Origin of the sequence: Anaerococcus sp. HMSC075B03 (assembly GCF_001815585.1) — a bacterium.
Lineage (GTDB): Bacteria > Bacillota > Clostridia > Tissierellales > Peptoniphilaceae > Anaerococcus > Anaerococcus vaginalis.
Genome location: NZ_KV821183.1, coordinates 144,062 through 165,607 on the forward strand (window position 1 = coordinate 144,062; position 21,546 = coordinate 165,607).

The 21,546-nt window shown below is 28.7% G+C and carries 22 protein-coding genes; 18 read left to right on the forward strand and 4 right to left on the reverse strand.

All coding sequences use genetic code 11. From position 1 onward, the window contains the following. Positions 1-314: 314 nt before the first annotated feature. From HMPREF3045_RS04835 to HMPREF3045_RS04900, 14 genes are all read left to right on the forward strand, one after another. Entirely contained in the window at positions 315-761 is a 447-nt protein-coding gene (locus HMPREF3045_RS04835; RefSeq protein WP_070737423.1) for a PPC domain-containing DNA-binding protein, read from the forward strand. A gap of 1 nt (position 762) precedes the next feature. Then, on the forward strand, positions 763-2,040 hold the full coding sequence (locus HMPREF3045_RS04840) for an HAD-IA family hydrolase (RefSeq protein WP_070737426.1): 1,278 nt from the start codon (positions 763-765) through the stop codon (positions 2,038-2,040). Then, on the forward strand, positions 2,037-3,344 hold the full coding sequence (locus tag HMPREF3045_RS04845) for a radical SAM protein (protein WP_070737429.1): 1,308 nt from the start codon (positions 2,037-2,039) through the stop codon (positions 3,342-3,344). Before HMPREF3045_RS04840 ends, HMPREF3045_RS04845 begins: the two co-directional genes overlap by 4 nt. 266 nt (positions 3,345-3,610) lie before the next feature. After that, a complete protein-coding gene (locus tag HMPREF3045_RS04850) occupies positions 3,611-4,426 on the forward strand; it encodes a Cof-type HAD-IIB family hydrolase (protein ID WP_070737432.1) in 816 nt (271 codons plus the stop codon). Between the two features lie 120 nt (positions 4,427-4,546). Then, positions 4,547-5,338, forward strand: coding sequence for an MBL fold metallo-hydrolase (locus HMPREF3045_RS04855; RefSeq protein ID WP_070737437.1), 792 nt, complete (start codon positions 4,547-4,549; stop codon positions 5,336-5,338). Beyond that, the gene (locus HMPREF3045_RS04860; protein ID WP_070737447.1) at positions 5,338-6,147 is read left to right on the forward strand and encodes a tRNA 2-thiocytidine biosynthesis TtcA family protein; all 810 of its coding nucleotides are present in this window, start codon (positions 5,338-5,340) and stop codon (positions 6,145-6,147) included. The genes HMPREF3045_RS04855 and HMPREF3045_RS04860 overlap by 1 nt, the downstream gene beginning before the upstream one ends. Continuing rightward, positions 6,144-7,028 (forward strand): undecaprenyl-diphosphate phosphatase, encoded by an 885-nt coding sequence (locus HMPREF3045_RS04865; protein ID WP_019118895.1) that lies wholly within the window; start codon positions 6,144-6,146, stop codon positions 7,026-7,028. The genes HMPREF3045_RS04860 and HMPREF3045_RS04865 overlap by 4 nt, the downstream gene beginning before the upstream one ends. Before the next feature lie 149 nt (positions 7,029-7,177). Further along, a complete protein-coding gene (locus HMPREF3045_RS04870) occupies positions 7,178-8,038 on the forward strand; it encodes a YveK family protein (RefSeq protein ID WP_070737450.1) in 861 nt (286 codons plus the stop codon). Next, positions 8,031-8,636 carry a CpsD/CapB family tyrosine-protein kinase gene (locus HMPREF3045_RS04875; RefSeq protein ID WP_070641656.1) on the forward strand — a complete coding sequence of 202 codons (606 nt, stop codon included), beginning with the start codon at positions 8,031-8,033 and terminating at the stop codon, positions 8,634-8,636. Before HMPREF3045_RS04870 ends, HMPREF3045_RS04875 begins: the two co-directional genes overlap by 8 nt. A 9-nt stretch (positions 8,637-8,645) precedes the next feature. Beyond that, entirely contained in the window at positions 8,646-9,131 is a 486-nt protein-coding gene (locus HMPREF3045_RS04880; protein WP_070737452.1) for an SH3 domain-containing protein, read from the forward strand. Between the two features lie 91 nt (positions 9,132-9,222). Continuing rightward, on the forward strand, positions 9,223-9,600 hold the full coding sequence (locus tag HMPREF3045_RS04885; protein ID WP_070737454.1) for a GntR family transcriptional regulator: 378 nt from the start codon (positions 9,223-9,225) through the stop codon (positions 9,598-9,600). Next, positions 9,593-10,459: an ABC transporter ATP-binding protein gene (locus HMPREF3045_RS04890; protein ID WP_070737456.1), complete on the forward strand. Its 867-nt coding sequence runs from the start codon at positions 9,593-9,595 to the stop codon at positions 10,457-10,459. The genes HMPREF3045_RS04885 and HMPREF3045_RS04890 overlap by 8 nt, the downstream gene beginning before the upstream one ends. Next, complete coding sequence (locus tag HMPREF3045_RS04895) at positions 10,440-11,072, forward strand: ABC-2 transporter permease (RefSeq protein WP_070737458.1); 633 nt, start codon at positions 10,440-10,442, stop codon at positions 11,070-11,072. The genes HMPREF3045_RS04890 and HMPREF3045_RS04895 overlap by 20 nt, the downstream gene beginning before the upstream one ends. A gap of 190 nt (positions 11,073-11,262) precedes the next feature. Further along, on the forward strand, positions 11,263-12,213 hold the full coding sequence (locus tag HMPREF3045_RS04900; protein WP_070737459.1) for a magnesium transporter CorA family protein: 951 nt from the start codon (positions 11,263-11,265) through the stop codon (positions 12,211-12,213). Between the two features lie 326 nt (positions 12,214-12,539). On the opposite strand, the gene HMPREF3045_RS04905 is transcribed toward HMPREF3045_RS04900, so the two are convergent. From HMPREF3045_RS04905 to HMPREF3045_RS04920, 4 genes are all read right to left on the reverse strand, one after another. Further along, complete coding sequence (locus HMPREF3045_RS04905; protein WP_004812605.1) at positions 12,540-12,800, reverse strand: hypothetical protein; 261 nt, start codon at positions 12,798-12,800, stop codon at positions 12,540-12,542. 9 nt (positions 12,801-12,809) lie between these two features. Continuing rightward, entirely contained in the window at positions 12,810-13,916 is a 1,107-nt protein-coding gene (locus HMPREF3045_RS04910) for a toxic anion resistance protein (RefSeq protein ID WP_070737462.1), read from the reverse strand. Next, positions 13,909-15,033 carry a 5-bromo-4-chloroindolyl phosphate hydrolysis family protein gene (locus tag HMPREF3045_RS04915; protein WP_070737463.1) on the reverse strand — a complete coding sequence of 375 codons (1,125 nt, stop codon included), beginning with the start codon at positions 15,031-15,033 and terminating at the stop codon, positions 13,909-13,911. The genes HMPREF3045_RS04910 and HMPREF3045_RS04915 overlap by 8 nt, the downstream gene beginning before the upstream one ends. Before the next feature lie 114 nt (positions 15,034-15,147). After that, positions 15,148-18,006 (reverse strand): insulinase family protein, encoded by a 2,859-nt coding sequence (locus HMPREF3045_RS04920; protein ID WP_070737465.1) that lies wholly within the window; start codon positions 18,004-18,006, stop codon positions 15,148-15,150. Between the two features lie 170 nt (positions 18,007-18,176). Here HMPREF3045_RS04920 and HMPREF3045_RS04925 point away from each other — a divergent pair, with 170 nt between their 5' ends. Genes HMPREF3045_RS04925 through HMPREF3045_RS04940 form a run of 4 tightly spaced genes read left to right on the forward strand, consistent with a single transcriptional unit; the run spans position 18,177 to position 21,303 of the window. After that, complete coding sequence (locus HMPREF3045_RS04925; protein WP_070737468.1) at positions 18,177-19,178, forward strand: PTS sugar transporter subunit IIB; 1,002 nt, start codon at positions 18,177-18,179, stop codon at positions 19,176-19,178. Positions 19,179-19,187: 9 nt separating this feature from the next. Next, complete coding sequence (locus HMPREF3045_RS04930; protein WP_070606144.1) at positions 19,188-19,997, forward strand: PTS mannose/fructose/sorbose transporter subunit IIC; 810 nt, start codon at positions 19,188-19,190, stop codon at positions 19,995-19,997. 8 nt (positions 19,998-20,005) lie between these two features. Continuing rightward, positions 20,006-20,935, forward strand: a complete 930-nt coding sequence (locus HMPREF3045_RS04935; RefSeq protein WP_070606143.1) for a PTS system mannose/fructose/sorbose family transporter subunit IID — start codon at positions 20,006-20,008, stop codon at positions 20,933-20,935. Beyond that, positions 20,935-21,303 carry a DUF956 family protein gene (locus HMPREF3045_RS04940; RefSeq protein ID WP_070737470.1) on the forward strand — a complete coding sequence of 123 codons (369 nt, stop codon included), beginning with the start codon at positions 20,935-20,937 and terminating at the stop codon, positions 21,301-21,303. The genes HMPREF3045_RS04935 and HMPREF3045_RS04940 overlap by 1 nt, the downstream gene beginning before the upstream one ends. The last annotated feature ends 243 nt before the right edge of the window (positions 21,304-21,546 follow it).

A 21,546-nucleotide genomic window follows, 5' to 3' on the forward strand; every position in this document is an offset into this window, starting at 1 on the left:
ACTTGAATTTATAATTATTTTTAAATAGCAATCAAGCTTTAAAAACTTGAAAGAAGCGAAGCTTCTAACAAAATTAGCTCCATGCAATGGTCGGTTGCAGGGGGGCAAAAAAGAGGGGTTGTTAGGGGAGAAAAAAGGGGGAGAATCGAAACTCCCCCATTTTCTCCCCTAACATAACGAAGAATTAATTTAATTAAATAATTTATTTTGTAATTTAAAATTAAAACAAAAATAAAATCAACACCTCTCCCCCTTGTTTGGGTATAATGTTTAAAGAATGTGTAAGTTAAATTTGAAAAATGAAAGGATTTTATATGGTTTATAAAAGATTTGATGATAAATTAGTTATTAGATTAAAAAAGGGCGATAAGCTTGTTGAATCTGTTAGGGAAATTTTGGAAAAGGAAAATGTAAAGGCTGGTTTTTTAACTGGAATTGGTGCTACTGATAATCTTGACATTGGTCTTTTTGATCCTGAAACTAAGGATTATAAGATAAAAAAATATGAAGAAGATTTAGAAATTGCAAATCTTTGTGGAAATATTTCTAATAAAGATGGTAAGCTTTATACTCATTTTCACATCACTTGTGGCAAGGCAAAAACAAATGCTCTTACGGGAGATATTGCAGGGGAAGCAATTGCAGGTCATTTGAATGAGGCTATTATTTCTTTAACTGCGGAAATTTTTGTTACAATTATTGATGGCGATATTAATAGAAAATTTGATGAAGAATTGGGATTAAATTTAATTGAGTTTTAGTATGGATTATTTTATATTTGATATGGATGGAACTATGTTTGATACGGAAAATTTTTATTATCAAACATGGCGTGAGATTGCAAAAAAGAATAATTTTTCTTTTGATTTAGAAGATAAGATTCTTCTATCTGGCAGAAAAATGGATGAATCTATTTCTTATATGGTTGAAAAATTTTCTATGGATAGGCAAAAAGCTGTAGAAATTAGAAAAGATTTAAATGATTTGAGGGAAGAAAAATTTGAAAAAATTGATTATTCTTTAAAAAAATCTGGTTTGGTGGAATTGTTGGATTATTTGAAAAAAAATAATAAGAAACTTGCTCTTGCATCTTCTTCTGAAAAAGACAGGGTAGATTTTTTGGTTGATAGGGAAGGTGTGAGAAATTATTTTGATTTGATAATTTCTTCGGATAATATTGTTGAAGGCAAACCAAATCCTGAAATTTTTAATTTTGCTATGGAAAAATTAAATGCTGACAAAAATAAAACTTATATTTTGGAAGATTCTCTTTCTGGGATAAAAGCTGCAAAGGCAAGTGGTGCTGTGGCAGTTTTGATAGTTGATTTGGACGATAGTGAGCTTATAAAAAATGAAGCAGATTTGGTATTTTCGTCTTTAGAAGAATTTTTGGATTTTTTAAAAACTAAAAATAATATTGATACAAGAAATAAAGATTTTTCTTTATCTTGCCCATCTTGTAAGGAAAAATTTACAAAATCTTTGCCTACTGCAATATTTTCTCTTAATGACAAAGATTTTATAGAAAATGTAGGTCTTGTTGAATGTCCATCTTGCAAAAAATTATTTAAATTAAATTATAGATATGTTTATACAGATAATGACAAGAAGTTGATGTTTGTAAATGATCCTAAATTTATCCAAAAAAGAAATCAACTAGCCTTCAAATCTTCCCTAAAAATTTTGGATAGGTTAAATAAAAATAAGGCAGAAGATTTTATAATAAGAATGTGCAAAAACGACCTTGATTTGAAGGAAAAAATTTCTATTTTCGATGATGGTAAAATTGATAATATAATTGAAATAATGAAATTTGTCCTAATTCAAAGTCCAGATTTTAAATTTAAAAAAGAAGATATTTTGGCTATGCACTATAAAAATAATGAATTTATAATTGCAACAAAAAATGGCAAATTCAAAATGCCATTTGTGGATGATCTTTATCAAACTTTGTATGACAAATATATAGCCTTTGTTGATGTCAAAGAAACATCAATGATCGACCAAGTTTGGGCGAGAGAAATTGTAAAAGAAATATGAAAATATATTTAGAAAATGAAAATCAAAGAAAAATTGTATATGATATTTTAAATATTTTTTATGGCAAAGAAGATTTTTCTTTTGTTGAAAAAAATCCTGATATATTGATAAAAAATGGACTTATTGAAAGTAAAAATAAGTCCTACTTTTTTGATTCAAATTTAAAATTAAAACAAATTCTTTTTGAAATTTTGGAAAAAGAAAGCAAAAAAACTTCTGATTGGGGAATTTTGACAGGGTCAAAACCTTCAAAACTTTTAAAAAATCATAGCTTTGATGATTTGAAAAATATTTATAAGTTAAAAGATAATAAAATCAATTTATTAAAAGCTATAAAAGAAAGTCAGGACAAATTAAAATTTGATGCAAAAGATTTTAATCTTTATATAAATATTCCATTTTGCCCTCAAAGGTGCAGGTATTGTTCTTATCCGACTATTGTGTCAAACACAGTAGAAAAAAATCTTTATGTAGATTTTTTATTAGAAGAAATTTCAAAAATTAATTTGCCAAAGAAATTGGATACAATTTATCTTGGCGGAGGAACGCCATCAAATTTATCTGTGAAAGATTTGGATAGGATTTTGTCTTTAATCAACGAAAAATTTATTTTCAATGAATTTACACTTGAAGCAGGCAGGGAAGATACCCTTGACTTTGAAAAATTAGCTTTGTTTAAAGAAAAAAATGTAGGAAGAATTTCCTTAAATCCCCAAACTTTTAGCGTGAATGTTTTGGAAAATATAAACAGACCAATCAATTTTTATAATTTTGTAAAAATTTATGACTACGCCAAAAAAATTGGTTTTATTGTAAATATGGATTTTATAGTTGGACTTTATGGAGAAAATAGGGATAGTTTTTCTAAAAATTTTGAAATTTTAAAAAAATTAGAACCAGATAATATAACCTTCCATGCACTTGCTCAGAAAGTTGGCTCAAAATATTTCGAAGAAAATATAAATGGAAATGAAAGCGAAAGTATAAAAATTGCAAAGGATATAGAAATTTTTACAAAAGAAAATTCCTACAAGCCCTATTATCTTTATAGGCAAAAAAACATAATAGGAAATTTGGAAAATATTGGCTATGAAAAGGAAAATACTTCTCAACGATATAATATTTTAATAAATGAAGAGCTTGAAAATATTATAGGACTTGGCATGAATGCAAATTCAAAATTGATGAATGGAAAAAAATATAGAAATGAGAGAAACCTTAGAGATTATTATAAAAATATAGAAAAAGAAATTTATGATAAAAATAAATTAATAGAAAATTTTATTAATAAGCCTTTACATTAAGGCTTATCAGACTGTTGAAAAACTAAACTTTTCCCATTTCGAGCGAACGTAGTGAGTCGAGAAATCTCATGAGATCTCTCCGTGCGTTCGTTTCACTCACTTAGTCGAGATGGGTTGTAGCGTAATTTTATTTTCAAATTAATAATGAATTACTAAACTGACTTTATCTACGCTCTGATAAGCCTTTACATTAAGGCTTATTTTTATTTTTTAAAATATATAATTTTATGTGATAGAATAAAAAGAGAAGAAAGTTAGGAGTGAATATGGAAAAAAATATAAAACTTGTGGCTATTGACCTTGATGGAACTCTTTTAAATTCGGATAAAAAAGTTTCTAGAAAAAATTTTGAAATCATTAAAAAGTTGAGAGCAAAGGGGATTTTTGTAGTTATTGCTACTGGAAGACCTCTTGGTGGATTTTCTTGGATACTTGATGATTTGGAATTAAATTCTGATGATGATTATTCTATAACAAATACTGGCTCTCTTATAATTAAAAATAAGGACAAGTCAGATGTTTCAAAAAAAATTTTAAGCATGGGAGATTATTTAAATCTTAAAAAGATAATAAACGATAAACTTCAAATAGGAATTTACAATAAATATAATCTGTATAGCAATAGCGAAAGGGTAAATAAACATTTTTTATTTGAATCTGAAATTTTAAAAATGCCTATTGAAAAAATTGATGAGAAAGATATGGGTCAAAGGGTTGATAGGATTACCATAACTGGAAACAAAGATGCTGTTGATGAGTTTGAAAAAAATTATAATGAAAAACTTTTAAAAACTTATCAAACAGTAAGAAATGTGCCAGAAGTTTTTGAAGTTTTGCACAAGGAGGCTGACAAGGGTCAGGCTTTAAAAAGATTGTGTGAAATTTTAAATGTAGATTTAAAATCAACGCTTGCTATTGGAGATTCAAATAATGACAAAACTATGCTAAATATGGCAGGAGTTTCTGCAACTTGTGGAAATGGTAGAGATAGTGTTAAAGAAATGGTTGATATTGTTTCAAATTATTCAAACGATGAAGACGGAGTTTGTGATATTTTGGAAAAAGTATTTTTTGCCAATTAAAATTGAAAAGAGCGAAAAAACCAGTATTATATGATTAGTTATTTATGTAAGATTTTTCTAAAATCTTACATATTTTTATGTTAAAATAAATTTTGTAAAATAAAAAAGATAGGAAGTATTATGAGTAAATTTTGCTCTCTAGCTTCAGGATCTTCGGGAAATTCTGTTTTTGTTGAACACAAGGGATCAAGAATTTTGATTGATTGTGGTTTTTCGGGAAGAAAAATTGAAAATCTTTTATCTCAGATTGGCGAAAATCCAAAAAATTTGGATGCAATTTTTTTAACTCATGAACACATCGACCACGTAAAGGGAGCATCTGTCATGAGCAGAAGATATGATATTCCAATTTATGCCAATAAGGGAACCTGGCTTTCTTTTATTAAAAATGCTGGGAAATTAAAAGATGAAAATATAAAAATTTTCAAATCGAATTCTTTTTTTAATTTCAATTCTTTTGATATTTTTCCAATATCAATTCATCACGATGCAAATGAACCAGTTGGTTTTATTTTGTATTTGGATAATAAAAAAATCACGGTTTTGACTGATACGGGAATAATTGATGAGAGAATTTTAAATGAGATAAAAGGATCAGATGTTTATTATTTTGAGGCAAATCATGACCTTGATGCTTTAAAAAGAGGCCCCTATACTTATTCGATGAAAGTTAGGATTATGGGAAAGATGGGACATTTATCAAATGAACAATCGGCAAAATCTTTGGCTGATGCCCTTCAAGGCAAAAATGAAAAAATTTTTCTTGCTCACTTGTCTGAAACAAATAATTCAGAACAGCTTTGCAAAATAACTGTAGATAATTACCTAAAATCCTGTGGACTAGATACAAATAAAGATATACAATTGGAAGTTGCAAAAAGAAACGAACCTTCAAGTTTAGTGGAGTTATGATGGAATTAGTAGAAATTGAAAGATCAATTATAAAAAAATATAGAAAAGAGCTTTGGTCAAAATTTATAAAAGCTGTAAAAAAATATGAATTAATAAATGAGGGCGACAAGGTCGCTTGTGCGATTTCTGGTGGAAAAGATTCGCTTTTGACAGCAAAACTTGTTGAAGAATTGCACAAACATTCAAATGTAAATTTTGAAGTTGAATATATTTGTATGGATCCAGGCTACGATAAAGAAAACAGAGATTTGTTGGAGAAAAATTTAAAATATTTAAATATTCCAGCAAAAATTTTCGATTCGGATGTTTTTGAAATTAGCGAAAAAATTTCTGGAGACTATCCTTGTTATATGTGTGCGAGAATGAGAAGGGGATTTTTATACGCCAAGGCAAAAGAGATTGGTTGTAATAAAGTTGCCTTGGGACATCACATGAACGATGCAATCGAAACGACATTGATGAATGTTTTGTATGCTGGAAATTATAAAACAATGAAGCCAAAACTTTTGGCACAAAATTTTGATGATATGGAGCTTATAAGACCCATGTATTTTATAGAAGAAAAAGATGTAATAGCTTGGCGTGATTATGTAGGATTAAGTGCCTTAAATTGTGCTTGCACTGTTACAAAAAAAAGTGAGTCTTATACAAGAAAGAAAATAAAAAATCTTATTGAAGAATTAAAAGAAGACATACCAAATGTAGAAAAATCAATCCTAAGATCAGCTGAAAATGTAAATTGCGATATGGTTTTGGGATATAAAATAAATGGTAAAGAACATTCATTCATGGAGGAATTTGAAAAATGATTTTAGATTTATTAAAAGTAATAATTCTTTCTATTGTAGAAGGAGTTACAGAATTTTTGCCTGTTTCATCAACAGGTCATCTTATTTTGGTAAATGAGTTTGTAAAACTTGAACCAGAAAAATTTGCCAACGCCTTTAATGTAATAATTCAACTTGGAGCAATACTTTCAGTAGTTGTTTTGTATTTTTCTAAATTAAATCCTTGGGATTTTGAAAAAACAAAAAGATATTTTCCAAAAAATTATGCGAAATTAAATGGACAATCAAAATTTTATTATAGATTAACTCATCCTTACAAAGAAACAATTGAGCTTTGGAAAAGAGTTATAGTTGGAGTAATACCAGCAGGAATTTTGGGATTTTTATTTGACGATATAATCGATGAGTATTTATTTAATCCAATGGTTGTTGCCCTTATGCTTTTTGTTTGGGGTATTGGAATAATTTTAATTGAAAATAAAAACAAAAAAGAAAACAGACAAAGAGTCGATAATATTTCATTAATTTCTTATAAAACTGCATTTTTTATAGGATGTTTTCAAGTTCTTGCAATGATTCCAGGAACATCAAGGTCAGCTGCGACAATAATTGGCGCAATGATTTTGGGACTTTCAAGATCAGCTAGTGCAGAATTTTCATTCTTTTTGGCAATTCCAACTATGCTTGGAGCAACTCTTTTAAAAGTTGTAAAAAACGTATCAGGATTTTCAGGATATGAATGGATTTTAATTCTTATAGGAATGATTTTAAGTTTTATCGTGGCTTATATAGTAATTAAGAAATTTATTTCTTACGTACAAAAAAATGACTTCATTATTTTTGGAAAATATAGAATTGTCCTTGCAGTAATTGTATTTTTATATTTTCTAATAATTAAATAAAATTTTAAAAAATAAAAGGTGGGGAAACCCGCCTTTTTGCTTTGGCAAAACTTTAAAAAATTTTCCTTATAGTGTAAAATTAGAATAAGAGTTTTGAAAAATAAAAATAATTTAAATAAAAATAAATTACAGAAATTTCGGAGGAGATAATGAAAAAGAAAGAATCAGTATTTAGCGTAATACCAAAGGCTTTGGTTTTTGGACTTATAATTGGAATAGGATTTTATTTTTTGTTTGATAAGTTTGGTATAAAAACTTATAAGGCTCAATCAAAAATCCTTACAACCTCTAATGAAAAAATAAAAGATGATGATAAAACTGCTTACACTTATGCAGAAACTGTAAATTCAAATGCTATCAAAAAAAGGGTAATTGAAAATTTAAAACTTGATATGGATCCTGGCGAACTTGACAAAAAAATTCAAATACAAGCAATTGCCAACACCCATATTTTAAATATAAATGTAAAAGATTCTATAAAACTTAGGGCAGAAGATATAGCAGATGAATATGCAGAAATTACAGTTTCAGTAATTAATCAACTTTATAAAGCTGATGCAGTAGTAATTGACAAGGCTTATCCAAATGCAAGTTTAGCAAAAACGAGCGAAAAAGATTCACTAAAAGTTGGACTTGCAGCTTTTATAACATATTTTATTTTCGGTTCACTTGTAGTCTCAATTAGAAATTCAAAAAATAATGATGTAGAAGAATATGTTGAAGAAAAAGAAATTAGAAAAGTCGTATTTACAAAAGATGATGATAAAGAAGAATACGATTATGAAAAATATAATGATGAAATAAAAGAATCTTATATAAATGAAGATGGAAATCTAGTACAAGAATACTACGACGAAGACAATGAATTATCCCAAGATATAAATTCTAATGAAGATTTATCAGCTGAGGAAGATGAAGATTTTAGATTATATCAAAACAAAGAAAACAACAAGGACTATACAATAATTGCAGATATGCCAAAATATGATGATGGTGATTTAGATGTTTAATAAAAATAAGGCGAATAAGATAGAAAAATCTTTTGAATCCTTAAAAAATAATTTTTTGAAAATTGCAGATAAAAATTCTTTGGTACAATTTGTATCATCAAATGAGAAGATAAACAAGTCATCTTTGATTTTAAATTTAGCTAGAGCATTGGCAAAAGATAATTACAAGGTAATTATTATAGAAGCTGATTTTAGAAATCCAATGATGGGCGATTTGTGCGATATTGAATTTGATAGAGGATTTTTTGATATTTTGGAAAAGGAAAAACCTTATGAAAATTTCATAGTAAAAGATCATTTCCAAAAAAATCTTGACCTAATCCTCGCACCAGACCAAAGAGAAATAAATCCAAGTATTTTAAACTATGATAGGATAGAAAATATTTTTGATTCTCTAAAAGAAAAATATAATTTTATATTTTTGGATACAGCAGCTAACGAAAAATACGACGATGCAAATTTTTATCCAAGACTCGCAGATTCAGTTATAGTTTTTGCCAGAAAAAAAGATTTTAGAAGAAAAAAATTAAACGCATCAATAAGAAAACTTGAAAATGTAAACGCCCAAATTTCGGGAATAATAACAACAGATAATTAAGGAGGAAAAATGAAAAAGAAAATTTTATTAATATTAGCCTTGAGCTTAACACTTTCAGCATGTTCAAAAGAAGAATATGTATCCCAAAGACATCCAGAAGAAAGTGAACCATCAAATAAAGTTTCAACAGAAGTAACCTTCAAAAAGAAAAACGAAACAAACGAAAATTCTTCTTCAAATAATCTTGCAAGCTTAAAAAATCTTGATGAAAAAAATAAATCAAACGAAACAGAAGACAAAAAAGAAGAAGAAGAAAAGAAAGATAAGAAAAACAAAAAAGAAAAAGACAAAGAGCCAAAACAAGCTTATGGAATATTTACAGTAAAAGATATTTCAAATATAAGAAGACAAACAAACACAGATTCAGAAATTGTAGCAACAATCCAACCCGGAACACAAATAGAAAGATCAGAAATAGTAGGCGAATGGTCAAAAGTAAGCTATGGAGAATACCAAGGCTATATTTTGACAGAGCTTTTAGATGATGTAGAATAAAAATTAGCTTGGTTTTAACCAAGCTTTTTTTATTTATATATCTTGACACTTTTCAACTGTTAAGGTACACTATGAACAGTAGGAGGAATAAATGGATATTAAGATCAAATACTCGAGTAAAGATCCCATATATTTACAAATTAAAAATCAAATAAGAGATGCAATTTTAAATGATGAGATAGAAAAAGACAAAGCCCTTCCTTCTATTAGACTTTTGGCAAAAGAGCTTAGAGTCAGTGTAGCTACAACGAAAAGGGCTTATGATGAACTTGAAAAAGATGGACTTATTAATTCTGTTCCTGGCAAGGGAAATTTTGTAAAAGATCAAAATCCAGAATTAATTAGGGAAAAATTTTCTATAAAAATTGAAGATCATCTAAAAGAAATTATCAAATTGTCTAAACTTGCAGGAATTTCAAAAAAAGAAATTCTTTCTCTTATGGATATATTGGAGGAAGAAGATGAATGATATATTAAAAATAAAAAGTCTTAGCAAATCTTTGAATGATTTTTATCTTGGACCTTTGGATTTAAATATCAAAAGAGGATCTATAGTTGGATATATTGGAGAAAATGGAGCTGGAAAATCTACTACAATCAAATTGATTTTGGGCGATATGAAAAAAAATTCTGGTGAAATTTATATTTTTGGCAAAAAAATTGAAGATTTGACTGAGGATGAAAAGAAAAAAATTGCCTTTGTTTTTGAGGATTTTTTCTTTCCTCAAGAGTTAAATATTAAAGAAGTTGAAAAATTTCACTCCATGTATTATGGAAATTTTTGGGAAAAAGAAACTTTTGATAGGCTTTTAAAAAGATTTAATCTTCCAGAAAAAAAGAAAATTTCTACTTTTTCAAGGGGAATGAAGATGAAATTGTCTTTAATTTTGGCATTAAGCCATAAGGCAGAGCTTTTGATTTTGGATGAGGCGACAAGTGGGCTTGATCCTGTTGCAAGGGATGATATTTTGGATATACTTTTAGAATTTATCCAAGATGAAAACAAAAGCATTATGATTTCATCCCATATTTTGTCAGATTTGGAAAAAATTGCAGATGAAATTGCTTTTTTACATAGGGGAAAGCTAATTTTTATGGAAAATAAGGATAAATTAAAGGAAGATTATGGTCTAGTTTCCCTTTCAAAAGAAGAATTTGAAAGTCTTGATAAAAATTCCATAATCGCAGTAAGAGATCATAAATTTGGAAAAGAATGTTTGGTTAAAAAAGACTTAATTCCTCAAAATCTTGAAGTAGAAAATGTGAGTATAGAGGAAATTATGGTTTATATGATAAAGGAGAAATACAATGAAAGCCTTGATATATAAAGATTTGATTTCAATAAAAAATGCTTTGCTTTTACAATTTGTAATAATAATTGCTTTGGGTATTTATTTTTACAAAGAAAATCAATTAGTTTTGATTCCATTATTTTTTATCCTAATACCAATAATACTTTTGGGCATGGTTTTTGGAATGGATAATCAATATTCAACAGATAAATATTTGATTTCAAGTGGAATTTCAAGAAAAAAAATTGTATTTTCAAGATATACCATAATTTGGTTTATGTCACTTTTTGCAATGGCTTTGTCATTTGTTGTAGGATTTAACAAAAACCCACTTACAAAAGAAATTCCACTAATTTTAATATTATCATCCCTATTTTTCATAACAAGCATAGTTGGAGTAGTTGAACTTCCATTAATGTATAAATTTGGGGCAGAAAAAGCAAGACTGGTTTTTGTAATTTTATATTTTGTAGTATTTGCATTTTTCTCAACCATTTCATCAAATAAAGAATGGCTTTTGGAATATGTAGATAAGGGCTTAACAATGGATAAAACACTTTTATCCTTAATAATTTTTGCTATAACAATAATAGTCCATACACTTTCAGTTTTTATTTCTATAAAAATTTTTGAAAATAAAGAGCTATAAGATGTTTATAAACATAAATAAAAAATAAGAATCTTTTTTAGACGGTTGTAAAAATTGTTGAATAAAGGATTCTTATTTTTTTATTTTTAAATATTATTATCTATAAATTAGCCTTAAATCGTTGAAATTTTATTGATAATTCATATAGTCATAATGTAAAAGAAAAGTTTCCTAATGTTAAGGAGAAAAAATGGATTATATTTATAAATTTGACACGGATAACGGTTTTGAACAAACCGATATTTCTAGTTTTTATGATGTTATAGAAGATGATGATTTTTATTTGATGTATTTGGGCAAGGCGAGTTTTATTGATTTTGCCAAAACTTATGACTTGGACGATGCTATAATTGATTTGCTTTTGTCAGATACTGCCAAAAAATCTTATATGGCAGTGGAAGATAATTATACCTTTGCAATTTTAGAACTTTTAGATATAATGGGAAATCTTGAAACTTCAGATCTTATAGGATTTTATATAGAAAACAACAGACTTATAATTGTCGACTTGTATGATAGAGATCAATCAACAACAGAGGCTTTTAGGAAGATGCTAACAAAGAAATTTTCAGCAAGATCCCCTGGGAGACTTTTGAAATATTTTATTACAGCCTTAGTAAACAACCACACAAGGATTTTTGATCAAATAAAAAATTCAACAGCAGCTGTGGAAGATGCAATAATAAAAAATAAAAAAACCAGAGATAGCATAGAAATAATTTCTGACAATAGGCACAAGGCTCTAAATTTGTATGCATCATACGAAAGACTCCTCGATACCTTGGAAGTTTTAATGGAAAATGAAAATGAAATTTTTGATGATGACGATATAAAACATTTAAAATCAGTTTTGTTTAGAGTTGAAAGATATTCTTCAAATATTTCTTATTTGAGTGGATATATTACAAATGTAAAAGATTCTTACACGTCAAAAATGGATCTTTCTATGAATAACACAATGAAAGTTTTAACGGTGGTAACGGCAATTTTTACACCAATTACAATAATAACTGGCTGGTACGGAATGAACTTTGAAAATATGCCAGAATTAAAATGGAATTTTGGGTACATGTATGTTATTGGAATTTCTTTGATTAGTGTAATTTTAGTATATATTCTATTTAGGAGATTTGATAAGTGAAAAAAATTAAGCCCTGTGTATTATTAATATCTAAACTTTAGCCATAAACAAAATCAAACACCCACCCATCTCGAGCGAATGGAATGAGCCGAGAGATCTCAAGGGAAAATTATATTTAAATACAAAGTAAAATAAAAGAGATCTCTCGACAAGCTCGAGATGGGTTTTCTCTTTATTTAACTTGATTTCTAAATGATTAATTTTATTCAACTCCTTAAATTTTAAAGAAGTAATTTTTTTCAACAAAAAAACAGAAAGATAACCTAACCCCAAATCCGAAATAAGGACAAAGGCGTTTAGGTTATCTTTCTGTCTTTTTATATTTTTTATCCTTTTAAACCATCTGCTTGTCTTTGCATATTTTCTACTACTACGTCAAAAATATCTCCGATTGATTGGGCGTATTCTAATATTTCCCATGGTTTATTTGTGTGGAAATGGATTTTTATCAAATCTTCATCTCCTACTGCAAGTAGGCTATCTCCTTCAAAATTTTCTGTTATGTGATCGAAAATTTCGTCTTCGTCTAAGTCTTCTCCTGCTATTAAAAGCTGGGTGTCAAATTTGAATTCTATTTTTTCTGCCATTTTTTTCTCCTAACTATTTTTCAATAAATTTCTTTTTAATTCTTCTTCAAGACGACCGAGTTCGTTTTTGGCGTCTTCTCTGTTTTTCTTTCCTTCGATTTGGATTGTCCTTACTTCATCAATCGCTTCTATTAGTCTGTCATTTGTGTATTTTATTGTATCAAGGTCTATTATACCGCGTTCGGTTGCTCTTGCTGTGTCGATTGTATTTTGTTTTAATTTGTCGGCGTTTGATTTTAACAAATCATTTGTAAGATTTGTCACGGCTTCTTGGGCTCTTATGGCTTGTTCGGTGTGGCTCATGCCAAGGGCTAGGACCATTTGATTTTTCCAAAGAGGAATTGTATTTACAATTGTTGTTTGGATTTTTTCTGCCATAATTGAGTTTGATGATTGTACCATCCTAATTTGTGGCGCCATTTGCATTGAAACCATTCTTGTTAAATCTAAATCGTGCAATTTTTTTTCAAACCTGTTTGCTTGGGCTTTTATGTCATTTGCTTTTTGGGCATCCATTGGAAGGTTTGAAATTCTTGCTGTATTTTCAAGAGCTGGTATATCTTCTTCAAATGTTCTTTTGAGTTTTCTATTTCCTGCCTCTATATACATAGAAAGTTCTTTGTAATAATCCTCGTTTAATTCGTACATTTGATCAAGCAAAGAAATATCTTTTAATAGGGTTATTTGATGATTGTCCAAGGCTTTTGCGATTTCGTCTATATTTTTTTCGGTTGATTGGTATTTTAATTTCATATTGTCAAGCTTTGATTTTTGCTTTTTAAAAAATCCAAATACTCCGCCATCATCTTGGTCCATTGTTTTTATTTCTGAAACAACCTTATCCAAAAGTCCACCGATTTCTCCAAGGTCTTTGTTTTTTACGGTGTTTAAAGTTTTTTCTGAGAAATTTGAAATCTTTTTTTGAGCTCCAACTCCGTATTGAAGAATTATATTTGAATCTTCTAGGTCAATTTTTTGTGAGAAATCGTCGATTTGCTTTTCTTCTTCTGGAGAAAATTTTATTGACTGATCTATTTGGATTTTTTCCTTATATTCGACTGGTCTTAATTCGACCTCTTCATTTTCTCCGTCTAATCTTAATTTAATATCACTCATCTTTGCTCCAATCTTTTTCTAAATATCCTTCTTGGTTTAACAAAATTTTCATTGTATCAATGTCTGTTTTTATATCCATTGTCCTGTCTTCCATTAGCTCTAATTGGATTTTTTCAAAGGCTTCATTGATTATTTCTATGGAAGATTCTATTTCCGCAAGTGAATTTTTAATTTTTGAATCGTTTGATTCCATAATTTCGTATTCTGTGTAAGCATCAATTAATTTTACAGTTGTTGGCAAATAATATTCTATAAATTTGTCCAAAACATAAGCTTTTTCTGGATATCTTTTAATAATGTTTGTAATATTTTCAATTGTTTTTTTAATTTCTATTACTTTTTCAAGAAAATTTCTATTTTTAATTCTTGAAATATCAAGATTTATTGAAGTAATTTCTTTGCTTGATATTTTTATTATTTCTTCAGCCTTATCCTTGTTTGTTTTTGTGCTCGCATCTTGGGCTATTTTTTTATTTTCTTCGTGTGATAAATTTTGCATTTGATTTTTTTGGTTTTTGTACAATTTGAAAGTTGGAATATCTAACAAAAATAATGAATTATTTTCTACAATTCTTGCTTGTTTAAAATATCCCTTATTCATCATATACAAAAGCTCTTTTATGGTATCTTCTTCAGATTTTTGAACTGATGATGCCAAATCTCTTATTGGAATTACGGTGTTATGTCCAAGCTCTCTTAAAAATCTTGTGTAATCTTTTGAAATCATATCCAATTGTTGGGATTTTCTAAAAGTAAAAAATCCAAATATTGAAAACAAAGCTGTTAAAAATAGATTTTTAAAAAAATCATAGGAAAATCCGTCAAAAAATAAAATCATTAGCATAGAAATTGCAAGTAAAAAAGAAATTACCATTGCTGTTTTAAGTAAGCCGACTTTAGTTTTTTCTGGAAGTTTTTGGGCACAAACTTGAGGATTTTTAGTTTGGATTGCGGGTTTTCTAACTTGATTTCCATTTATAAAATTCATTGTTTTATCAATAAATATATCAAGACTTGTCTTGACCTTTTCACTTATATCAGAAAAATCCATGTCAGAAATAGCTTTATTTAGACTATTTTCCAAAGATTTTTCGTTTTCTTTATCATAATTTGTCATATTCACTCCTTAGTAAAATTATACCAGAAAGATTCAATATATAAAAACTATCTTAATATTTATTTAATATACAAATAGTAAAAATTAAATAAATTAATAATAAAATCAGGATGTTTAAGAATCTAAATCTATTATTTTATCAAAATAATTTTTATTTTCCCTCAATTTTTCCCTATTTCCAAAAACTGTAAGATTGTTTTTGTTCAAAATATTTTTGTAGTCATCTTTCAAAGTAATTATATCATCTAATTTAGCATTTTTTATATCAAGAAGTTTTTCTTCAAGCTCTTTATAAGAAAATCCTTGCAAATATCTTATAAAATCCAAGGAAGTCTTGGCTTGAAGAGATTGAGGTTTTAAATATGAACCCATTTTTGAAATTTTTTGGTTTTTCAAATCATTTGGATCAAGTTTTAAATTTTCTAAAATTTCTGGGATTTTTTTATAATTTTCTACAGTTTCTTTTATATGAGGGTCCCTGTAAGAATATGTTCCAATATTTCCGTACTTATCAACCATAAGTCCTACTCCATAAGCTCCTCCTTTTGCACGAATTAAATCGTGAAGGTAAGGATTTGAAATAATTGATGAGGAAAGAGCCAAAAGATTTAATTTCTTGTCAGAAAATTCTTTCAAATCTGCCCCCATAGAAACATAATTTACATTTGCATCAGACAAAATTCCTTCTTTATAATAGGACTTATAAAAATCAATTTGAGCTTTTTCTTTTTTTATCTTTTCAAGGTCTGAAAATTCTTTCTTTATAAAAGTCTTAACTTTTTCATAATCTTCATTTGATCCTGTGATATTTATTAAAAGATTTTTTGAGAAAATTTCTTTATACAAATCTTCTAATTTTTCCTTAAACTTATTGAAATCTTCTTCTACATCCCTTGCTATTTTCTTTATAAATTCATAATAGCCAAAGCCATTTAGCTCATCTTTGATATATGAAAGTTTATCAAAATGTGAAAAAGAACGGGTAAGGGCAAGGCTATGACCAGAATCATACATATTCATTTCAAACAAAGCCTTGATTTGTTTTAAAATATCATTAATTCTTTTTTCATTATCAAAAACAGATTCATTCATTATTTCTTTTACAAGTTTCAAAGAATTTTCATACCTATCAATTGTAGTTTTGAAGGAAATTTTTATAAAATTATTAATTTCTCCGTTCTTGTTTTTTATATTTTGGATTGTAAAATTAAGTCCTGCCATATTTATTGGAATTAAATCATCCAAATTTTGGTAAGAATGTTTTTTTGTATCAATTGAGCCCAAAAAGTCTGAAATCAGACAAAGGTATTTGAGATTTTCAAGGTTAAGGTGGTTTATATCAAAGAAAAATTCATTATAAAGCATCCCTGCGCTGTCAAGGTCGTGGTAGATAAATTTGAAATCATCATCTTCTATTTTTCTTGGAATTTTTTCGATTTCAAGGTCAACATCTTTAATTTCAAGGGCTGGGATGGTTGCCTTATCTTCTTTGGAATCCTCTTTTTCTTGGAAGGCTTTTAATTTTTCTTCCTTTTCCTTTAATTTATCAATCTGATCTTTTGATAAGGAATTTTTCAAATTTTCCAAATCTTGGTCGATTTTTTCTTCAATATTTTTAAAATAATCCTTATTTGGTTTTGCCACAAGAACTAGTTTAGTCTTGTTATTTATAAAATATTTCCTAACTTGCTTTTCAAAATAATCAGTTTCAATCAAAGCTCCCAATTCGTTTATATAGTCAATCAAATTTAGGCTATCAAAAATTTCATTGTCCAAATTGTGCATGAGTATATATTCAATTCCCTTTGAGGCTGAATTCATTTGTTCTCTTTGGGAAAAATCAAAAAGGGCGTGGGCAGCTTTTAGGGAATCTTTTGGAATATGGTGAGCATATTTTTCAAGCTCTTCTTCAATAATTTCTACAAACTTATTTAAGTTTTCATCTGATGTGCCTTGGGCTGTAATTTGAATTGAAGATCTTTGACCATAGCCAGTCCTTGCATAAAAACTTTCAGGCCCAATTTCCTTGTAAATTCTTTGAGAAATTTCAGAAGAATCTGAGTTGAAAAGAGCGATTGATAAAATTGCGTTTGCAAGTTGGTCTTTTATATTAGCTCTTTCATTTGTTAAAAATGAATATGTCAGATAAGATTTGTTTTTATCTTCATTGTTTGATTGGAAAGAGGTAAAAATTGGTTTTTTGTAATAATTTTCAACTACCTTGCAATCTGCAATAATTTCTTTTTTCTCATAATTGGACAAATATTCCTCATCAAGATTTTTTAAATATTTTTCAATATCCATATCTCCATAATAAAAAATTTCAGCGTTTGATGGGTGGTAAAATCTTTTGTAAAAGTCTAAAAATTCGTCATAAGTTAATTTAGAAATATCATAAGGATTTCCGCCAGAAACATATTGGTAGCAGGAGTTTTTGTAAAGATATTTATTTATTTCATTTACAATAATAGTATCTGGATTTGTAGTTGCCCCTTTCATTTCATTGTAAACAACGCCCGATACAGAAAATTTTCCATTTTCATCAATTTTTATAGATTTTCCCTCTTGTAAGAAAATTTCTTCCTTATCTAAAACTTTTGGATTAAAAACTGCATCCAAATAAACATCTTGAAGATTGAAAAAGTCCTTATCATTTTCGCTTGCAACAGGATAAACAGTTTTATCAGGATAGGTCATGGCATTTAAAAAAGTTTGAAGACTTGATGCAATCATATCCATAAAAGGCTCTTTGGTTATATATTTTTTTGAACCGTTTAATACAGAATGTTCCAAAATGTGAGAAATCCCCTTGGAAGATTCTGGGGGAGTTTTAAAAGCAATTGCAAAAGTTTTGTTTTTGTCATCGGTTTTTATATAATTAATTCTTGCTCCAGATTTTTTATGTTCATACAAAAAAACATCCAGACCAAGTTTTTCATATTTTTTATTTTTTATTAAAATATATTTTTCCATTAATAAATCCTTTCTTTATATTTATTACTACAACTATACTCTTAAATAAATTTCATCTCATTAATAGGAAAAAATTAATTTTTAAAAAAATATTTAAAAAATTTCTTGATATAGTGTAAAATAAAAATAGGTTTATTTAATAAATCAATTTAATTTAAGGAGGGAAGTAAATGATAGGTATTATACTGGCAAGTCACGGCGAATTTGCTCAAGGTATAAGACAATCTGGGGAAATGATTTTTGGAGAACAAGAAAAATTAGAAACAGCTGTTCTCTTACCTTCAATGGGTCCTGATGATTTAAGAAAAGATCTTGAAGAAAAAATCAAAAAACTTGATTGTGAACAAATACTTTTCTTAGTTGACCTTTGGGGTGGAACACCTTTTAACCAAGTTTCAGCTCTAATGGATGGAAATGAAGAAAAGTGGGCAGTTCTTACCGGACTTAATTTACCCATGCTAATTGAGGCGCTTGGCTCAAGACTTATGGAAGAAAAATCACATGATCTTGCGAAATTATTATTAGAGCCTGCCAAAGAAGGAGTAAAAACTAAACCAGAATCCTTGATGGACGATTACAATAAATCTAATGCAAAAGATAAGTCACAAGAAAATCTTCCAAAACATACTGGAACAATTCCAGAAGGAACTGTAATTGGAGATGGAAAAATTGACGTTGTTCTTGCAAGGATTGATACAAGATTACTTCATGGACAAGTTGCTACAAGTTGGACAAAATCTACAAATCCAACAAGAATTATTGTCGTAAGTGATAATGTAAGTGAAGATGCTTTGCGTAAGTCAATGATAATGGAGGCTGCTCCTCCAGGAGTTAAGGCTCACGTTGTGCCAATTTGGAAAATGGCAGAAATTTTTGAAGATCCACGTTTTGGAGATACAAGAGCAATGTTATTATTTGAAACACCACAAGATGCTCTTGAGCTTATCGAAAAAGGTGCAGATTTAAAAGAAATAAATCTTGGATCTATGGCTCACTCACAAGGAAAGGCTTATGTAACTTCTACTGTTTCTATGGGAAAAGAAGATGTTGAAACTTTTGAAAAATTACTCGACAAGGGAATAAAAATCGATGTAAGAAAAGTTCCAGCAAATCAGCCTGAAAACTTTACAAATATTATGAAAAAAGCAAAATCAGAACTTGGTTTGGCTTAAGGAGGAATTATGTCAGCAATTAGTATTATTTTAATTGTTATAGTTGCTCTACTTGCGGGTATGGAAGGAATCTTAGACCAATTCCAATTCCATCAACCAATCGTTGCTTGTACTTTGATTGGACTTGTAAGTGGACATTTAAAAGAAGGAATTATGCTTGGTGGTGCTCTTCAAATGATTGCTCTTGGTTGGGCAAATGTTGGAGCAGCAGTAGCTCCAGATGCGGCTTTGGCATCAGTTGCAAGTGCTATTATCATGGTTTTAGCTCTACAAGATGGCTCAGGAAATGTAAATAATGCAATAAATACATCAATAGCTGTTGCTATACCACTTTCAGTAGCAGGTCTATTTTTGACAATGATAGCAAGAACTTTATCAATTCCAATAGTTCACGGAATGGATGCAGCAGCAGAAGAAGGAAATTTCAGAAAAATTGAAGTTCTTCATATACTTGCAGTTTTGATGCAAGGACTTAGAATTGCAGTTCCTGCAGCAGCACTTTGTTTTGTTTCACCAAAAGTTGTAACAGGCGTTTTAAATTCTATGCCAGGTTGGTTAACTCATGGTATGGAAGTAGGTGGAGGAATGGTTGCAGCAGTAGGTTATGCGATGGTAATTAATATGATGAGTACAAAAGAAACTTGGCCATTTTTTGCAATTGGTTTTGCAGTTGCAGCAATCCCACAACTAACTCTAATCGGACTTGGTGTAGTAGGATTTTCACTTGCACTTATCTATTTAAAACTTAAAGAATCATCTTCATCAAATGGATCAGCTAATACTGGAGATCCACTTGGCGATATTATAAATGATTATTAGGAGGAAATATGACTGAAGTAAATGAAAAAAGAATAGAATTATCAAGATCTGATAGGATAAAAGTATTTAATCGTCATCAACTCCTACAAGGTTCTTGGAATTATGAACGTATGCAAAACGGTGGCTGGTGTTATTCAATAATTCCTGCTATCAAAAAATTATATAAAACAGATGAAGAAAGAAAATCTGCTTTAAAAAGACACTTAGAGTTTTATAATACTCACCCATATCTTTCAAGTCCAGTAATGGGAGTTACTCTTGCTATGGAAGAAGAAAAAGCAAATGGAGCTCCTATTGAAGATAAAACAATAAACTCTGTTAAAGTAGGAATGATGGGACCTTTGGCAGGTGTTGGTGATCCGGTTTTCTGGTTTACAGCAAGACCAATACTTGGAGCTCTTGGTGCATCAATGGCTCTAACAGGAAATATTATTGGACCAATAATATTTTTTGTATTTTGGAATATTATAAGAATGGCATTTGAGTGGAAAACTCAAGAATTTGGTTACAAAGTAGGAAATGAAATTACAAAAGATTTATCAGGTGGACTTTTAGGAAAAGTAAACTTGGTTGCATCAATTGTTGGTATGTTTATAGTTGGTGCTTTGGTACAAAGATGGGTAAATGTAACATTTACTGTAAACGTATCAGAAGTAACTCAACAAGCAGGATCATTTATTGATTGGAATTCTTTATCAAGTGGCAGCAAGGGACTTCAAGAAGCCTTCAAACTTTACGATCAATTAGGATCAGCAGGCCTTGATCAAGTAAAAGTTACAACCCTACAAGATAACTTAAACCAATTAATACCAGGACTTGTTCCAATGTTATTAACACTTGGAATTTGTAAATTATTAAAGAAAAATGTATCTCCAATTGTTATAATAGTTGCTTTATTTATAATAGGAATAATAGCATCTGTACTTGGAATCATGTAATGGTTCAAAGTCAAAATAAAAATGTAGACTTATCCATTAAAGGAAGATGCCTTAATGGATTTACCTCTGATGGAAATATAATGGTAGGCGATAAGGCCTTTGAATTTTATAATGAAAAAAATGTAGAAGATTATATACAAATTCCTTACAAGGAAATTTCTTTTGTGAGTGCGTCAGTTTTATTTGGCAAAAAAATAAATAGATTTGCGATTCATACAAAAGAAAGTGGCAATTTTATTTTTACAACAAAGGATAATAAAAAAACTTTGAGAGCTTTAAATAATTATATTGAGTCAGATAAGTTGAGAAGGTCTTTATCATTTTTTGAGGTAATAAAAAGAGGTATTAAAAATTTAATTAAAAAATAGACTTGGATTTTTTCTAAGTCAGATCGTAAACAAACCCTCAAGCACGAATATCTGACTCCAAAAATTGTTGATTTTTAAATTTCAAAATTCTAAAATCGCAAACTCAAGCTACGCTCTCAAACAGTGCGATTTCTTGACGAATTTTGGAATTTGAAATCAAATCAATTTTTTACGTATGATATTCTTAGCATGAGGATTTGTATACTTTTGAAATAATCTGGCTTGGATATTTCCAAGTCTTTT

What these genes read in the sequence shown, in the direction of transcription:
- HMPREF3045_RS04850 (WP_070737432.1), top strand. Translation starts at nt 3,611, where the DNA reads ATGGAAAAAAATATAAAACTTGTGGCTATTGACCTTGATGGAACTCTT.
- HMPREF3045_RS04900 (WP_070737459.1), top strand. Translation starts at nt 11,263, where the DNA reads ATGGATTATATTTATAAATTTGACACGGATAACGGTTTTGAACAAACC.
- HMPREF3045_RS04930 (WP_070606144.1), top strand. Translation starts at nt 19,188, where the DNA reads ATGTCAGCAATTAGTATTATTTTAATTGTTATAGTTGCTCTACTTGCG.
- HMPREF3045_RS04845 (WP_070737429.1), top strand. Translation starts at nt 2,037, where the DNA reads ATGAAAATATATTTAGAAAATGAAAATCAAAGAAAAATTGTATATGAT.
- HMPREF3045_RS04835 (WP_070737423.1), top strand. Translation starts at nt 315, where the DNA reads ATGGTTTATAAAAGATTTGATGATAAATTAGTTATTAGATTAAAAAAG.
- HMPREF3045_RS04860 (WP_070737447.1), top strand. Translation starts at nt 5,338, where the DNA reads ATGGAATTAGTAGAAATTGAAAGATCAATTATAAAAAAATATAGAAAA.
- HMPREF3045_RS04875 (WP_070641656.1), top strand. Translation starts at nt 8,031, where the DNA reads ATGTTTAATAAAAATAAGGCGAATAAGATAGAAAAATCTTTTGAATCC.
- HMPREF3045_RS04880 (WP_070737452.1), top strand. Translation starts at nt 8,646, where the DNA reads ATGAAAAAGAAAATTTTATTAATATTAGCCTTGAGCTTAACACTTTCA.
- HMPREF3045_RS04925 (WP_070737468.1), top strand. Translation starts at nt 18,177, where the DNA reads ATGATAGGTATTATACTGGCAAGTCACGGCGAATTTGCTCAAGGTATA.
- HMPREF3045_RS04870 (WP_070737450.1), top strand. Translation starts at nt 7,178, where the DNA reads ATGAAAAAGAAAGAATCAGTATTTAGCGTAATACCAAAGGCTTTGGTT.
- HMPREF3045_RS04855 (WP_070737437.1), top strand. Translation starts at nt 4,547, where the DNA reads ATGAGTAAATTTTGCTCTCTAGCTTCAGGATCTTCGGGAAATTCTGTT.
- HMPREF3045_RS04885 (WP_070737454.1), top strand. Translation starts at nt 9,223, where the DNA reads ATGGATATTAAGATCAAATACTCGAGTAAAGATCCCATATATTTACAA.
- HMPREF3045_RS04935 (WP_070606143.1), top strand. Translation starts at nt 20,006, where the DNA reads ATGACTGAAGTAAATGAAAAAAGAATAGAATTATCAAGATCTGATAGG.
- HMPREF3045_RS04890 (WP_070737456.1), top strand. Translation starts at nt 9,593, where the DNA reads ATGAATGATATATTAAAAATAAAAAGTCTTAGCAAATCTTTGAATGAT.
- HMPREF3045_RS04905 (WP_004812605.1), bottom strand. Translation starts at nt 12,800, where the DNA reads ATGGCAGAAAAAATAGAATTCAAATTTGACACCCAGCTTTTAATAGCA.
- HMPREF3045_RS04895 (WP_070737458.1), top strand. Translation starts at nt 10,440, where the DNA reads ATGAAAGCCTTGATATATAAAGATTTGATTTCAATAAAAAATGCTTTG.
- HMPREF3045_RS04920 (WP_070737465.1), bottom strand. Translation starts at nt 18,006, where the DNA reads ATGGAAAAATATATTTTAATAAAAAATAAAAAATATGAAAAACTTGGT.
- HMPREF3045_RS04915 (WP_070737463.1), bottom strand. Translation starts at nt 15,033, where the DNA reads ATGACAAATTATGATAAAGAAAACGAAAAATCTTTGGAAAATAGTCTA.
- HMPREF3045_RS04840 (WP_070737426.1), top strand. Translation starts at nt 763, where the DNA reads ATGGATTATTTTATATTTGATATGGATGGAACTATGTTTGATACGGAA.
- HMPREF3045_RS04865 (WP_019118895.1), top strand. Translation starts at nt 6,144, where the DNA reads ATGATTTTAGATTTATTAAAAGTAATAATTCTTTCTATTGTAGAAGGA.
- HMPREF3045_RS04940 (WP_070737470.1), top strand. Translation starts at nt 20,935, where the DNA reads ATGGTTCAAAGTCAAAATAAAAATGTAGACTTATCCATTAAAGGAAGA.
- HMPREF3045_RS04910 (WP_070737462.1), bottom strand. Translation starts at nt 13,916, where the DNA reads ATGAGTGATATTAAATTAAGATTAGACGGAGAAAATGAAGAGGTCGAA.